The 15456-nt window shown below is 66.8% G+C and carries 12 protein-coding genes and 1 pseudogene; 6 read left to right on the top strand and 7 right to left on the bottom strand.

Annotated features, from left to right (window positions below):
* Positions 1 to 17: 17 nt before the first annotated feature.
* Positions 18 to 1067 carry an alpha/beta fold hydrolase gene (locus tag HNP02_RS11640; RefSeq protein WP_184438351.1) on the top strand — a complete coding sequence of 350 codons (1050 nt, stop codon included), beginning with the start codon at positions 18 to 20 and terminating at the stop codon, positions 1065 to 1067.
* Here HNP02_RS11640 and HNP02_RS11635 read toward each other — a convergent pair.
* The gene (locus HNP02_RS11635) at positions 1049 to 1591 is read right to left on the bottom strand and encodes a TetR/AcrR family transcriptional regulator (protein ID WP_184438349.1); all 543 of its coding nucleotides are present in this window, start codon (positions 1589 to 1591) and stop codon (positions 1049 to 1051) included. The two genes, HNP02_RS11640 and HNP02_RS11635, sit on opposite strands and share 19 nt — an antisense overlap.
* Positions 1592 to 1693: 102 nt before the next feature.
* Between HNP02_RS11635 and HNP02_RS11630 the strand changes: the two genes are divergently transcribed.
* Positions 1694 to 2833: an NAD(P)/FAD-dependent oxidoreductase gene (locus HNP02_RS11630; RefSeq protein WP_184438347.1), complete on the top strand. Its 1140-nt coding sequence runs from the start codon at positions 1694 to 1696 to the stop codon at positions 2831 to 2833.
* Positions 2834 to 2870: 37 nt separating this feature from the next.
* The gene (locus HNP02_RS11625; protein WP_184438345.1) at positions 2871 to 3716 is read left to right on the top strand and encodes a VOC family protein; all 846 of its coding nucleotides are present in this window, start codon (positions 2871 to 2873) and stop codon (positions 3714 to 3716) included.
* Here the strand turns inward: HNP02_RS11625 and HNP02_RS11620 are convergent.
* From HNP02_RS11620 to HNP02_RS11605, 4 genes are all read right to left on the bottom strand, one after another.
* Positions 3688 to 4146 (bottom strand): hypothetical protein, encoded by a 459-nt coding sequence (locus HNP02_RS11620; RefSeq protein WP_184438343.1) that lies wholly within the window; start codon positions 4144 to 4146, stop codon positions 3688 to 3690. The two genes, HNP02_RS11625 and HNP02_RS11620, sit on opposite strands and share 29 nt — an antisense overlap.
* 3 nt (positions 4147 to 4149) lie before the next feature.
* Positions 4150 to 6105 carry a primary-amine oxidase gene (locus tag HNP02_RS11615; protein ID WP_184438341.1) on the bottom strand — a complete coding sequence of 652 codons (1956 nt, stop codon included), beginning with the start codon at positions 6103 to 6105 and terminating at the stop codon, positions 4150 to 4152.
* Positions 6102 to 7559: an APC family permease gene (locus HNP02_RS11610; RefSeq protein ID WP_184438340.1), complete on the bottom strand. Its 1458-nt coding sequence runs from the start codon at positions 7557 to 7559 to the stop codon at positions 6102 to 6104. The genes HNP02_RS11615 and HNP02_RS11610 overlap by 4 nt, the downstream gene beginning before the upstream one ends.
* 114 nt (positions 7560 to 7673) lie before the next feature.
* Positions 7674 to 9182, bottom strand: a complete 1509-nt coding sequence (locus tag HNP02_RS11605; protein WP_184438339.1) for an aldehyde dehydrogenase family protein — start codon at positions 9180 to 9182, stop codon at positions 7674 to 7676.
* Between the two features lie 242 nt (positions 9183 to 9424).
* Between HNP02_RS11605 and HNP02_RS42610 the strand changes: the two genes are divergently transcribed.
* The 3 genes and pseudogenes from HNP02_RS42610 to HNP02_RS11590 form a co-directional block, all read left to right on the top strand.
* Positions 9425 to 10882 carry an APC family permease gene (locus HNP02_RS42610; RefSeq protein WP_375373664.1) on the top strand — a complete coding sequence of 486 codons (1458 nt, stop codon included), beginning with the start codon at positions 9425 to 9427 and terminating at the stop codon, positions 10880 to 10882.
* Entirely contained in the window at positions 10879 to 11598 is a 720-nt protein-coding gene (locus HNP02_RS11595; protein WP_184438338.1) for an IclR family transcriptional regulator C-terminal domain-containing protein, read from the top strand. Before HNP02_RS42610 ends, HNP02_RS11595 begins: the two co-directional genes overlap by 4 nt.
* A gap of 70 nt (positions 11599 to 11668) precedes the next feature.
* Positions 11669 to 12094 (top strand): annotated as a pseudogene (locus tag HNP02_RS11590) (Clp protease N-terminal domain-containing protein); the annotation flags it as partial.
* Positions 12095 to 12103: 9 nt separating this feature from the next.
* Here the strand turns inward: HNP02_RS11590 and HNP02_RS11585 are convergent.
* Entirely contained in the window at positions 12104 to 13717 is a 1614-nt protein-coding gene (locus tag HNP02_RS11585) for an AMP-binding protein (RefSeq protein ID WP_184438337.1), read from the bottom strand.
* Entirely contained in the window at positions 13714 to 15420 is a 1707-nt protein-coding gene (locus HNP02_RS11580) for an AMP-binding protein (RefSeq protein WP_184438335.1), read from the bottom strand. Before HNP02_RS11580 ends, HNP02_RS11585 begins: the two co-directional genes overlap by 4 nt.
* Positions 15421 to 15456 lie beyond the last annotated feature (36 nt).

Raw genomic sequence — 15456 nt, 5'->3', positions numbered from 1 at the left:
CTGAAAGGGATCTCATCATGCCTGCACCAACCGATGCCGAGTACTTCGATCTCGGCGACTTCACGCTGCAGAGCGGGTTCACGCTAAGAGACGCGAAACTGGCCTACAAGACCTACGGCACGCTCAACGCCGACAAGACCAACGTCATCGTCTACCCCACCTGGTATTCGGGGTGGCATACGGACAACGAATGGCTCATCGGCACAGACAAAGCGCTCAACCCCGATGAATGGTTCATCGTCATTCCGAACATGATCGGCAACGGGCTGTCGTCGTCACCGTCGAACACCCCGGCGCCCTACGATCGGGCCCGCTTTCCCGCCGTGACGTTCTACGACCAGGTGCAGGCGCAGCACAAACTGGTCACCGAGAAGTTTGGCATTTCGACCATCGCGCTGGTGACCGGATGGTCGATGGGTGCCGGCCAGACCTATCAGTGGGCCGTAAGTCACCCCGAGATGGTGCAACGCGCCGCACCGTTCTGCGGCTCGAGCAAGACCGCGCCGCACAACAAGGTCTTCCTCGAGTCGCTGATCGCCGCGCTCACCGCAGACGCCGTATGGGCCGACGGCGACTACTCCCCGGATGCGCTACCCATCAAGGGATTACGCGCGTTTGCCCGGGTCTACTCGGGCTGGGGTTTCTCACAGGCGTTCTACTGGGAAGAGGCGTGGCGCGAACTGGGGTTCACCTCGTTCGACGACTTCCTGTACGGGTTCTGGGAGAACTTCTTCCGCGACGGGCGCGACCCCAACAACCTGATCACCATGATCCGTACCTGGCACAGCGGAAATGTCGGCAACACACCGGGATTCGGAGGTGACGTCGAGAAGGCACTTGCCTCGATCCGGTGCCCGCTACTGGCGATGCCTGCCGAGAAGGACCTCTACTTCCCGCCGGAGGACGAACACTGGGCGTCTCAGTTCATCGCGCAAGGTGAGGTGCGAGTCATTCCCGGTATCTGGGGTCATTTCGCCGGAGGTGGACCGAACCCCGTGGACACGGCATTCATCGACGCCGGTATCCGGGACCTGCTCGCCAAACCGGGCTACTCGCCATCGACGTAGCGCTGCAGCGTCGGTCCGATCCACTCGATCAGCTCATCCCTTGGCATCGCGACGATCGGCGGAATCCGTAACACGAAGCGGCAGAGCGCCATGCCGAGCACCTGGGTGGCGATCAGGCCAGCCCGACGCGGTGCGTCGTCGGGCACCAGCTTTGCGATCGCAGGCAGCAACTGCGCCGCGAAGATGTCCATCATGCGTTGGGCCGCTTCGGCATTCGTAGTGCTGGAGCGCAGTAGCACGATCAGCGCGTCATCGTCTTCCCAGCGCGCCAAGAAGTGCGATGCCATCGCCACGCCCACCTCGGACCGCTCGATGCCGGTGAGGTCGGGGAACCGCAGGTCGAACTCCGCGGCCGCGGCGAACAACTGATCCTTGTTGCCGAAGTAGCGCATCACCATTGACGGGTCGATGTTGGCGTCGGCTGCGATGCCTCGGATGGTGGCGGCTTCGTACCCCGATTCGGCGAAGCGTTCCCTGGCCGCGGTCAGGATGACGGCCTTGGTCTGATCGGCTTTCCTACCCATGCCAACAAGTGTAGGCCAACGCATGTTGACTTTTCTAGCGACGAGGCGCACCATGGGAATGCCAACACGCGTTGGCAAAGACGACAAGGCAAGGAGAACACCATGAACGACACCGACGTCCTCATCGTCGGGGCCGGCCCCACCGGCCTGACCCTGGCCGCATCGATGCTGGCCAAAGGCACCAGGGCGACGATCGTCGACCGCCAGGCCGAAGGCGCCAACACGTCGCGCGCAGGTGCCATCAATGCCCGCACCCTCGAGGTGCTCGAAGGTCTCGACGTCTCCCGCCGCATGGTCAAGGAGGGCGTCCAGGCGCCGAACTTCACCATCCGCGACGGCAGGAAGGTACTCATACCGATCGACTTCTCCCGCCTGCCGAGCGCGTATCCGTACACGCTGCTGCTCCCCCAGAACGACACCGAGCGGCTGCTGCTGGAACGGGTCGTCGAACTCGGTGGCGAGGTGCGCCGGCCCAAGGTGCTGGCCACCGTCGTGCAGGACGCCGACGGGGTCACCGCCACGTTCGAGGACGGTGACGTCGTCCGGGCCGCCTACATCGTTGGCGCCGACGGTATGCAAAGCACCGTGCGGGAACAGGCGGGCATCGGCTTCCACGGCGACAAGTACGAGCAATCGTTCGTGCTCGCCGACGTGCACCTGACGGGTGAAGCGCCCACCGACGAGGTCGTCTTGTTCTGGGCGGCGGCCGGGCTCACGGTGGTCGCGCCACTACCCAACGGCGCGTTCCGGGTGGTCGCCCCCGTCGACGATGCCCCCGAGGTGCCGTCTGCGGACTTCGTCCAGCGGATCCTCGACGACCGCGGCTACGGCGTAGGCCGGATGATGGTCACCGACGTGGTGTGGGGTTCGCGCTTCCGCATCCACCACCGCGTCGCCGACACCTACCGCTCGGGCCGGATCCTGCTCGCGGGCGACGCCGCCCACGTGCACAGTCCCGCGGGTGGACAGGGCATGAACCTCGGCATCCAGGACGCCGTCGCGCTGGCCGAAGCTCTGACCCGGGTGCTTGGCGGCGCTCCCGACGCGGTACTTGACGACTACGCCGCGGCGCGGCGGCCGATCGCGCAGCAGGTGATCACGTTGACCGACCGACTCACCAGGATGGCGACGTTGCCGCGCGCCGTGCGGCCGATTCGCAACACCGCGATGGGCGTGGCCGGGCGCATCCCCGCCGTCCGGCGTGCACTGGCCTGGCGGCTGTCGGGCCTGGTGTACCGCTGACGTTTGAGGTGTCGGTGCGATCGGGAACCATGAGCACATGACCCAATCGAAGACGTACCCACACGGCGTCCCCAGCTGGATCGAAACCGTCGCCCACGATCTCGACGAGACCAAGCGCTTCTACGCCGGCCTCTTCGACTGGACCTTCACCGACGCGATACCCGCCGATGCGCCTGGCAACTACCTCATCGCCACCATCGGCGGGGAGGACGTCGCCGCGATCGCGTCAGCGGACTCCGACGACGAGCCGGTCACGTGGCGCACCTACATCGCCGTCGACGATGCCGACGCCACCGCCAAGGCCGTCGACGCCGCAGGCGGCACCGTCATCCTTGCCCCGGTCGACGCCGGACCCGGTGGGCGGCTGGCCGTGTGCGTCGATCCCCGAGGGGCCGAGTTCCGACTGTGGCAGGCACGCAAACGGCTTGGCGCGCAACTGGTCAACGCGCCGGGGACGTGGAACTTCAGCGATCTGCTCACGTCGGATCCGCACACCGCCGCCACGTTCTATTCGCAGGTGTTCGGTTGGGAGGTCGACGACGTCGGGTTCGCGACCATGATCCGCAGACCGGGCTACGGCGCTCACCTCGCCGCGACGGTCGACCCCGACATCATGGCGCGGCAAGCCGACATCAGCACGCCACCCGGGTTCGAGGACGCGGTGGCGTGGATGGGCATCATCCCGCAGGGTCATCCCGAACTCTGGCAGGTGACGTTCGCCGTCAGCGACCGGGACGCCTCCGCGGCCACCGCCGAGGAACTCGGCGGCACGATCGTCGACACCGAGGACGCCGAGTGGACCAAGTCTGCGACGGTCCGCGATCCTATGGGCGCTCAGTTCGTGCTGAGCCAGTTCACGCCGCCGAAGAGTTCGCCAAGCTGACGGCGCGGCCCCTGCTCTTGACGTAGAGCACGGCGGTGGCGGCCGCCGCCTCGAGCACCGAGAGCGACGTCGCGACGGTCATCAGAGTCGAGGCAGTCGGCACCCCAGTACCGATCAAAACCCTGCTGATCACCCCGGTGTGGTGATGGCCGGGCGCCGACCAGTGCACCGCGATCATGCCGAGGTTCATCACCGCGACGAGGCACCACGCGCGCGACGAACCCGTCGTCCACAGGTCACGGGCGCAGTACAGGCACGCGACCGTCATCGCGACGACGAGGATCGCCAGGGCCGGGTTCGTGGACCGACCCAGCATCAGCGCATGCACCGCCGCCGAACCCACCGCCACCATCGCACACGCCCGCCGCCCGAGGACGGCGGACGTGGTCGCGAGAGGACGCCCCCCGTCGCTTCGCTCGCCCCAGGACATGCGTCAACTCTCGCAGCAGTGCGACGTCGGCGCCACCGGAACGTTCAAGGCGGGATTGCGGTCGAAGAATCCGACCGGCTTCAGCTTGAACCCGGCGTAGTCGACGGGCATCACCGGCCAGTCCTCCGGCCGCGGGAAGTGCGTAAGACCGAACGTGTGCCACACCACGATGTCCTCGCCGTCGATGTTGCGGTCCTGGGCGACGAACGACGGCAGGCCCGCATCGCCCGGGTGCTGGTTCACGAAGTCGCCTGCCGAATAGCGTTCCGCGGGATCGTACTTGGTGACCCAGAGGTGCTTGGTGGCGAACGCAGCACGCTTGGCGATCGAACTGGACGGATCGGCAAGCAGCACCGGCTGCCCCTCCGGGTGCAGTGCGTAGCCGACGTTCTGGCCCAACCGGTTCTGCTTGGTCGGGTTGGTGATGTGCCAGACCCGGGCCTTGAGATTGTCGGCGATCCGCATGCCCTCCGACTCACGGGTCAGCTTGGTTCGTTGCGGTCGGAATGCGTTGCCCCACGGGTTGTCCGGGCCTACCGGGACCGCGACGGCGTCGACCTCCTCGACCACGTTCACGTCGCCGTCGACCGACATGTCCAGGCGCGCCGAGAACATGTGCTGATGGAACGGGGCGCCCAGTCCGGGTGCCATCTCGGTGGAGTAGCCGTCGGGTCCCCGGTAGGCCGAGGCGAAGACGATGCCGGTGGCCTTCGCCTCGAGCTGGATGGTGCCGTCGAGGTACAGGTACCAGTAGAACCCGTAGTCGTAGTTGCCGATGGTCAGGAAGAACGAGATGACCAGCCGACGCGAGCGTCGGGTCTCGGCCATCTGATTGAACATGTCGGTGTGCTTCCACAGCACGCCGTAGTCCTCCTCGTGCAGACAGATCGCGTTCTTCATGACCCTGGGGTGGCCATCCTCGTCGGCGATGGCGACGTCGAAGTACTTGATCTCGCCGAGGCAGTCGCAGCCGAGCTCCAAGGAGTTGGTGTAGCGGCCGAACAGGTACTCACCCTGATCGAAGTAGTTCTGCCAGTACCGGACCGGCGATGGATCGGCGTACGGCACCACCATCTCTGCGACCGACGCGCGGTAGACCACCGGCCGTTCCCGATCGCCGTCCCGGAGGGACAGCTGGTGCAGCGTCAGGCCCTCCCTGACGTCGAAGCCGAACCGGAAGGACCAATCCGCCCAGGTGATCTGGTTTCCGTCGACGGTGAAGCTGGCCCCCTCCGGCTGAGTGATCTCGATGGGCTTGAGGTCGGTGCGCGCCGGCACCGCGTGCGGCTCGGCGTTCCACTCGCCACGTTCGGTGGGCAGTGGCAGGTTGATCTCGTCGATGACCTTGACCACGGTGCGCCGGGTGAGGTCGACGTAGGCGACGACGCCGTCGATCGGGTGCGCCCACGGCAGGTCGGCCGCGTCGTACTGGTAGAACGCGAGCACCCGCACGATCCGCTTGCCCACCTCGTCCTCGTGGCCGAATACGCCCGCCGACAACGGCACTGCGCGCACCTTGGCGGGGTCGAGCTCGCGCTTGCTCATGGCGGCCAGCCACTCTGGGCACTCCAGCAGGAAGGACTCGATGTCCTCGAATTCCTGGTCGAGGATCGGCACGTGGCCGTTGGCCGTGCCGTCGACGGCCACCTGGCCGTCGATGCGTTCGTTGGTGACCGACACCACCAGATCGCTGCCCTGCCCGGTCGCGCGGTCCAGCAACAGGACCCTGGCCCGCCGGTCGATCGGGTCGCCCGGCTTGAACGCCAGCACGATCTTCTTGTGGGGTTCGTCGAGCGCGACGTAGACGAAGCGGACGTCCGCCCCGAGCAGGCCGTTGGCATCGACGATCCTCCGGACGGCGCGGATCTCGTCGGCACTCAGCGGGCTGAGTGGGTGATCGGTTGCGCCAGACGGGGTTTGGTTGATGGTGTCGATGGTGTCGATCGTGTCGGTGCTCATCGTGCGATCTCCTTGTCGGTATCGGAATTCTGGTGACCGGCGTGCGGGCGCAGGACCGCGACCGCGGCCCCGCCGAGGAAGGCGCCGGCCAACAGCACGCCGATGATGGCGGCCAGCGTGTCGGATCCACCGACCAACAGCGGGAGGTTCACGGCCGTCATCACCGACAGGATCGCCAGGCCGACGAAGCCGAGGCTCGGGGCGATCACGGTGTGCCACGGCCTGGTGTCGAACCTGGTGCGGCGGAAGTACACCACCACCGCGGCGGACGTCAGCGTCATCAGGACGACGATGCCGACCGATGCCGCCCCGACGAACCAGGTGAACACCTCCAACACGGGATCGAGGTTGGCGACGACGCAGGCGACGACCACGACCAGCGCCGAGACGGTCTGCACCACGGAGGCGATGTGCGGCGACGCATGGCGCACGTGCGAGCGACCGCACCACTCTGGGAGTGCTCTGGTGTTGCCCAGCGAGAAGATGTAGCGCGTCAACACGTTGTGGAAGGACAGCAGTGCGGCGAAAAGGCTAGTGATCAAGAAGATCTGGACCAGGTCACCTCCGAGGGAGCCGACGTAGCGGGTGGCCGTCTCGGTCAGCATCGTCGCCGGGCCGTCCGCCGCCATCTTGACCGCGCCGTCGTCACCCCAGGCACTGACCATGGCCCAACTGCTCAACGCGTAGAAACCGCCGATGAGCAGCAGCGCCACGTACGTGGCGCGCGGGATCGTGCGGGCCGGGTCACGCGCCTCGTCGCGGAACACCGCGGTGGCCTCGAAGCCGATGTAACCGGCGAGCGCGAAGATCAGCGCGATGCCGGGTGCGCCGGAGAAGAAGTTGCCGGGGTGCAGGGCGGCGGTCGACAGACCCTCGGCGCCACCGCGGGCGAGGACGGCCACGTTGATGACCATCACGATGCCGACCTCGCAGACCAGCAGGACAGCGAGAACCTTGCCGGACAGTTCGATGTGGCGATACCCCAGCGTCGTCACGACGGCCATCATCACCAGCGCGTACAGGTACCACGGCACCGACGGCCCGCCGTGCGAGGTGACCAGGTCGTTGATCGCGGCACCGACGTAGCCGTACACGCCGACCTGAACGGCGGTGTAGGACAGCAGTGCCAGGAACGCCGCGCCGAGCCCGACGTGACGACCGAAGCCGTGAGCGACGTAGGTGTAGAACGCGCCTGCGCCCCGGATGTGCCGGGCCATCGCAGTGAAGCCAACGGCGAACAGCAGCAGCACCGCCGTGCATACGACGTAGGACCCGGGGAACGCTGCGCCGTTTCCTGCGGCGATGCCGATCGGGAACGTACCGGCGACGACGGTGAGCGGGGCGGCAGCCGCGACCACCATGAAGACGATGGCGGTGGGGCCGAGCTTGCCGGCCAGCTTGTGGGTTTGCCCTCCCTGGGATACCCCGTCGGAAAGCAGAGCGTCAGTTGTCATGGCAATCACTTTCGGTGAAATTGATTGAGCGGTGGTTGCGGTGCGGTAAGGCTCGCGTGAGCTCAAATGAGAATGGCGGCGTACCACAATTCCCATTTGACGGGGCGCTGAAATTCAGAGCGACATGTTGACGGCTTTCGTCTGGGTGTATTCGGCGATGGCGCCCTCGCCGAGTTCACGTCCCCAGCCCGACTGTTTGTAGCCGCCGAACGGGAGCGCGGTGTCGAACGCGTTGTGGCAGTTGATCCAGACGGTGCCCGCCTTGATCTGCGCGGCGACCTCGTGGGCCGTCGACACGTCACGGGTCCATACGCTGGCAGCCAGGCCGTACGGGGTGTCGTTGGCCGCATCTTTCAAGGCCCGGGGCCCAGCCTCGCGGTTGAACGGGATCGCAACGGCGACCGGCCCGAAGATCTCCTCCTGGTAGACGCTGAAGTCGCGGTCGACGTCCACAAGGAGAGTGGGTTCGACGTAGAAGCCGGTGTCGCCGTGCCTGCCGCCGCCCGCGAGTGCGCGGGCGCCCTGGCCGATGCCCGCGTCGAGGTAGCCGGTGACCTTGGTGAGCTGTTCGCGCGAGACGAGCGGGCCGATGTCGTTGGTGGGGTCCAGGCCAGGGCCGATCTTCTGGGCGCGGGCGTACTCCGCGACGCCCGCGGTGAACTCGTCGAAGATGCGGTCCTCGACGAGCAGCCGGGTGCCCGCGGTGCAGGTCTGGCCGTGGTTGAACAGGAATCCGCTGGCCGCCCCTGGGATCGCGGCATCCAGGTCGGCGTCGGCGAAGATCACCTGCGGGCTCTTGCCGCCGAGTTCCAGCGAGACCTTCTTGAGGTTGCCCGACGCGGCGTTGACGATCTTGCGGCCCACTTCGGTCGACCCGGTGAACGCCACCTTGTCGACTCTTGCGTGCGCCGAAAGTGCCGCTCCGACGTCGCCGAACCCGGTCAGCACGTTGACCACGCCGTCGGGGACGCCTGCCTCGGCGATCACCTCGGCGAGCAACAGCGCGGTCAGCGGGGTCTGCTCGGCGGGCTTGAGAATCACGGTGTTTCCACAGGCCAGCGCCGGCGCCACCTTGAACGCGGCCATCACCAGCGGGAAGTTCCACGGCACGATCTGCGCGCACACCCCGATCGGCTCGCGCAGCGTGAAGGCGTGGAACCGGGCGCCTGGCGCCCACGGCACCGACACCGGGATCGTCCTGCCTTCGATCTTGGTGGCCCAGCCCGCGTAGTAGTAGAAGATCTCGGCGGCCCACGTGACGTCGACCGCCCGAGCGACGGCCACCGACTTGCCGTTGTCGATGGTCTCCAGCTCGGCGAAGACGTCGGCCCACGCCGTGATGCCCTCGCCGATCCGCCACACCATGCGTTGCCGTTCGGCGGGCGTCATGGCCGGCCACGGCCCGCTGTCGAAGGCGCGTCGCGCAGCCCGCACGGCCCGCTCGACGTCCTCGGGGCCACTCTGCGGAACCGTCGTGATCACCTGCTCGGTGGCGGGGTCGACGGTGTCGAACCGGCGGCCGGACAGCGATTCGACCCATTGACCGTCGACGTACATCTGGCGCGGCCGCGACATGAAGTCGACGGTGCGCGGGTCGAGTTCCGTAGTGAGCAGAGTTGTCATGAATGGCGAAATTACGCCCTGATGTGGTCCACGTCACCACGAATTACGAATGGATATTTCGCTGGCTTGCATTCTCATTTGAAATAGCCCGCTGATTCTCATTCGAAACCACCGATATTTGCAGCGGACGGATCGCATCGAGGGCCAGCGGGCCGGCGTGGTCGTCGGATTCTCATTTGAAGTCGTCGAAGGTTTACCTGACAACGGTGTGGGTGGGGTGGATGATCGGCTACGTTGCGCGGATGGGCGGCAGACGGGCCATGAGAAGTAGCTCACCGGTCTCCGGGCTGCGCCGGGCACAGCTGTCGTTCACCCAGGTGCTTGGCCAGTCGGTGTCGGCGGTGGCGCCGTCGGCGGTGATGGTGACCCTGCCGGCGCTCGTCATCCCTGCCGCAGGCCGCTGGGCGCTGGCCGCGTTCATCGTCACCGCCTTGCTGATGACCGCGGTCGGATACTGCGTCAGTCAGTTCGCCACCCGGATGGTCGCGGTGAGCGGGCTGTACAGCTACACCGTCAAGGGGCTTGGCCCGGTGCCGGGCATTGCGGCGGGTTGGTCGGTGGTGATCGGCTACGCCGCGGCGGCCATGGCGAGCGTCCTTGGCGCGGGGAGCTACCTGAGCGCGCTGCTCGGCCGCACCGGGATACCCGACGGCCCCGTCACGATCGCCGTGCTGGCGGTCATCGTCGGTGCGGTTGCGTTGACCCTGATGGTGCGCGGCGTCCGGCTGTCGGCCAAGACTTCTCTGACCGTCGAGGTGTTCGCGATCGTGGTCGCCGCCGTGGTCCTGGTGATCGCGTTCACCACCGCCGTCGCAAGCGGCCACGATCCGCCGAAAACCACTGCCCCCGAAACGCATTCCGCATTGGGCTTCGCCCTGCTGTTGGCCATCACCTCGTACGTCGGGTTCGAGAGCGCCGGTACGGTGGCCAGGGAGGCGCAGCGGCCGTTCGTCACCGTGCCGCGCGCCATCCGGTGGACGCCGGTCGCCCTCGGCGTGCTCTACGCGTTCGCCGCGGCCATGCAGTCGACCGGAACCATCCGCGCAGGAATCGGTTCCGTCCCGATCGTGCTGACCCTGCCGGCGTCCGCAGGCGCAGGTGCGACTGCGCTGTCGATCGTCATGGAACTCGGCATCACCGCATCGTGGTTCGCCTGCGTGATCGGCTCCGCCACCGCGTTGTCGCGCACCTTGTTCGCGATGGGCCGCGAAGGCGTGGTGTCGGAACGGATCGGACGGGCACACCGCGTGTACCGGACACCGCACGTCGCACTGTGCGTTGCGATGCCGATCATCGTCGCGGTGCCCGTCGGGTATCTGTTCATCGCAGGCTCAAGCCGCGACGTGATGCTCGGCCTCCTCGCGCTGTCGGCACACGGCTATGTCGGTGCATACCTGTTGGTTTGCCTTGCGACGCCGGCGTTTCTGCGTCGGATCGGTGAGCTGACGCGTACCCCGTTGTTGGTCGGCATCACCACCGCCGTCCTGATGATCGCCATCATCGTGTGGGCAGCGCTGACGGTCGACTCCCCCGTCTGGATCGCGACGGTCGTGTACGCGTGCCTGCTGGCGACGGGCCTCGCGTTGTTCGCGCTGCGCAGGCGTGCCGTTCCCGACCTTGCCCAGCGGGTCGGGGTGTTCGACGAGACGGTCGCAGGCGACGTGTTCGCCGACTACAACCCGTGGGAGGTGCGCCGGTGAGCCCCGCCGACGGCGCGCTCTCGGGCCGTCAGCCCAAGGCCGTGCAGAGCGCGCTGCAGGTACTCGAGGCGGTCGCCCTCGCGGGCGTCGGCGTGACGGCAAAGGAGATCGCGGACCGCCTCAAACTGCCGTCGGCGACCACCTACCGGCTGCTGAATCTCCTTGTCGCCGATGGCTACATCGTGCGATTGCCCGACCTTTCCGGCTTCTCCCTCGGTCCGCGAATGGGGGTGCTGATCGACGCCGCGGTGACGCCGACGGTGTGCACCGCGGCGCGCGACGTTCTCGCCGAACTGCGTCTCTCGGTGCGGTTCGGCGTGCACCTGTTCTACTTCACCAACACCTCGGTGCGCATCGCGGACTCCGATAGCGAATATCCACCGCCCGCAGACGAATCGGTGCTCAACCATCGCTTGCACGCCTGTGCCGTCGGCAAGCTGCTGCTCGCCGAGAAGCACGACGTCGAAGCGCTGCTGACCGCGACGCCACCCGGGTTGGCCGAACAGCTGAATGCGGTGCGCGAGCAGGGCTTTGCCACCCAGACTGGCGAACTCCGTCCGGATTCCGCTTGTGTGGCAGTGCCGATCCGGTCGGCCGCGGGAGCTCTCGTAGCCGCCGTCGCGATGTCCGCCCGCGCCGAGCAGGATCAGCTGCTGGCGCGTCAGGTACCGGTGCTCGCCGAGTGTGCGGACCGACTGAGCCCGCTGTTGGCCTGAGGGCTAAAAGCCGAGCAGCGAATACAGTAGACGGCAGTACCCGATGGTTAGTGAGAGCAGGTAACCACCCATGTTCGAACGTTTTACAGATCGCGGACGCCTCGTTGTCATCTTGGCTCAGAAAGAGGCCCGGATGCTCAACCACAACTACATCGGCACCGAGCACATCCTCCTTGGGCTGCTCCACGAGGGTGAAGGCGTAGCAGCCAAGTCGCTGGATTCGCTGGGCATCTCTCTCGAAGGTGTCCGCAGCCAGGTCGAGGAGATCATCGGCCAGGGCCAGCAGGCGCCGTCGGGCCACATCCCCTTCACCCCGCGCGCCAAGAAGATGCTGGAGCTGAGCTTGCGCGAGGCGGCGCAGCTCGGCCACAACTACATCGGCACCGAGCACATTCTGCTCGGCCTGATTCGCGAGGGCGAGGGCATCGCCGCCCAGGTGCTGGTCGAGCTGGGCGCCGAACTGACACGTGTGCGCCAGGAGGTCATCCAGCTGCTGGGCTGAGCCCTAGAGGCCAAGCAGCCGAACGCTTTCGGCGCGCATGTCGACCTTGCGGACCTTGCCCGTGATGGTCATCGGGAACTCATCGACGACGTGGACGTAGCGCGGAATCTTGTAGTGCGCCAGCTTGCCGTCCGCGAAACTGCGCACCGCGTCGGCGTCGAGCGGCGCGCGGCCGGGCCTCATCCGGATCCATGCGCAGGTCTCCTCGCCGTAGCGCTCGTCGGGGACGCCGATGACCTGGGCGTCCTCGATGTCGGGGTGGGTGTAGAGGAATTCCTCGATCTCGCGCGGGTAGATGTTCTCCCCGCCGCGGATCACCATGTCCTTGATCCTGCCGACCACGTTGCAGTAGCCGTCCTCGCGCATCACCGCCAGATCGCCGGTGTGCATCCAGCCGTCGGCGTCGACGGCCTCGCGGGTCTTGGCCTCGTCCTGCCAGTACCCGAGCATCACGTTGTAGCCGCGCGTGCAGAACTCACCGGGTTGGCCCCTGTCGACGACGGCGCCGGTGTCGGGGTCGACGATCTTGATCTCCACGTGCGGATGCGCCCGCCCGATCGACGAGGTCCGCCGGTCCAGGTCGTCGTCGATCAGGGTCTGACACGACGCGGGCGAGGTCTCGGTCATGCCGTAGGCGATGGAAACCTCGCTCATGTTCATCTCGTTGACGCAGCGCTTCATCACGTCGACCGGGCAGACCGAGCCCGCCATGATCCCGGTGCGCAGCGATGACAGGTCGCGCGTGCCGAAGTCGGGATGGCCGAACATCGCGATGAACATCGTCGGCACGCCGTAGAGCGCGGTGCACCGCTCCTGCTCAACGGCCAAAAGCGTTGCCCCCGGGTCGAATCCAGGCGCTGGGATCACCATCGTGGCCCCGTGCGTCGTGCAGCCCAGGTTTCCAAGCACCATGCCGAAGCAGTGGTAGAAGGGCACGGGAATGCACAGCCGGTCGCCGGACGCCAGGTTGAGCAGATCGGTGGTGAAGTACCCGTTGTTCAGGATGTTGCGGTGCGACAACGTCGCCCCCTTGGGGAAACCCGTTGTCCCCGAGGTGTATTGAACGTTGATCGGTTCGTCATTGGTCAACCCGGCCATGCGCGTCGCCAGTTCGTCGGCCGTGATCGCCTTGGCGCCGTCGCGGACCTTCGCCCAGTCGTCGGTGTCGAGGAAGACGACCTCGCGTAGCGCGGGGGCCTCTGGCCGCACCTCGTCGACCATGCCCCTGTAGTCGGAGGACTTGAACGCCGACGCGGCGATCAGCGTGCGCACCCCCGACTGGTTGAGCACGTAGGCCAGCTCGTGCGTGCGGTAGGCGGGGTTGATGTTGACCAGGATCGCGCCGATCTTGGCCGACGCGTACTGCACGATCGTCCACTCGGGGCAGTTCGGCGCCCAGATGCCGACGCGGTCGCCCTTGACGATCCCGAGCGCCATCAGGCCGCGCGCCATCACGTCGACCTCGGCGTCGAGTTCGCCGTACGTCCAACGCCTGCCGCTTTGGACGTCGACGAGTGCGTCGTTGTCGTGATGCCGAGCGGCGATCCGCGCGAAGTTCGCTCCGATGGTCTCCTCGATGATCGGGGTGTCGGTGGGTCCGGCGTCTTGGGACTTCATCGCTCACCTACCAGGTCTTCGTAGCGGTGCTCCGTCTCGATCGGGGAGCCCGATCGGTGTGCCTCATCCTCGCGCTTGCGCAGATCGACGCGGCGGATCTTGCCCGAAATCGTCTTCGGCAGCTCGAAGAACTCGACGCGGCGCACCTTCAGGTACGGCGCGAGGTGGTCGCGGGCGTACTCGAGGATCGACCTTGCGGTCTCGGCATCGGCGGCCCAGCCATCGGCCAGCGCGACGTACGCCTTCGGCACGGCAAGCCGGGTGGCGTCGGGCTGCGGCACCACGGCCGCTTCGACGACGGCGGGGTGTTCGATGAGCACGCTCTCCAGTTCGAACGGCGACACCTTGTAGTCGGAGCACTTGAACACGTCGTCGGTGCGGCCGATGTAGGTGATGTAGCCGTCCTCATCGCGGCTTGCCACGTCGCCGGTGTGGTAGTAACCGCCTGCCATCACCGCGTCGTTGCGTTCCTGGTCGCCGAGGTAGCCGGTCATCAGGTTCCGCGGACCCGCGCTGAGGTCGAGGCAGATCTCGCCTTCCTCGGCGAGCTCTCCGGAGAGTGGGTCGATCAGCACCACCGGGACACCCGGCATCGGGCGGCCCATCGATCCGGCCTTGACGGGTTGGCCGGGCGTGTTGCCCACCGACAGCGTCGTCTCGGTCTGGCCGAACCCGTCCCGGATGGTCAGCCCCCAGGCCCGTTCGACTTGGGCGATGACGTCGGGGTTGAGCGGTTCCCCAGCGCCGAGCACCTCGCGAAGACCATCGGGCCTGGCACCGAGGTCGGACTGAATCAGCATGCGCCACACCGTCGGCGGCGCGCAGAACGTGGTGACCCCGGCCCGGCGGATCTGATGCAGAAGCGCGGCCGCGTCGAACCGCGCGTAGTTGTAGACGAAGATCGTCGACTCGGCGATCCACGGCGCGAAGAAGCAACTCCACGCGTGCTTGGCCCAGCCGGGTGAGCTGATCGCGAGGTGCACGTCGCCGGGGCGCAGGCCGATCCACGCCATCGTCGACATGTGTCCCACCGGGTAGCTGATCTGCGAGTGCTCGACCAGCTTGGGCTTGCTGGTGGTGCCCGAGGTGAAGTAGACGAGCATCGAATCGTCGACGGTGGTCCTTGCGGCGAAGGGACCGGCGGTCTCGGTGTCGTCGGCTTCCGTGTACGAGTGCCAGCCGGCAACGGGTTCGCCGATCACGATGCGGGTGAAGTCTCCCGCCGCGCCGTCGAACTTCGCGGTATCCACGGCGTTGGCGATCACGACGTCAGCGCCGCCGCGGGCGATCCGGTCCGCGAGATCGGCCGGACCTAGTGCGCTGGTAGTCGGCATGATGACGGCGCCGAGCTTGGCCACCGCCAGCATCGACTCCCACAGCTCGACCTGGTTTCCCAGCATCAGGATGACGCGGTCCCCCCTGACGACGCCGAGCCGCTCGAGCCATGTCGCCACCCGATCGGAGCGATCCGCCATGTCGCCGAACGTCACAGTCTGCTCCGAACCGTCCTGCTCGACGATCCACAGCGCGACGCGGTCGGCGGTGGACGGGTCACGGGCGATGACGTCGAACCAGTCGGTCGCCCAGTTGAACGAGCCCGTCAGCTGCGGCCACGCGAAGGCATCGACCGCCTTGTCGTAGTCGCTGATCAGGGCGACGAGTTGATCACGGGCAGTGCGGTAGCGATCGGTGTTGGTCCCCATGACAGATAGGATCCACGTCACACTCACAGGTTCGCT

This window comes from Mycobacterium sp. AZCC_0083 (assembly GCF_014202335.1).
Classification (GTDB): Bacteria; Actinomycetota; Actinomycetes; order Mycobacteriales; family Mycobacteriaceae; genus Mycobacterium.
This window is presented reverse-complemented; position numbering and strand designations above follow the sequence as displayed.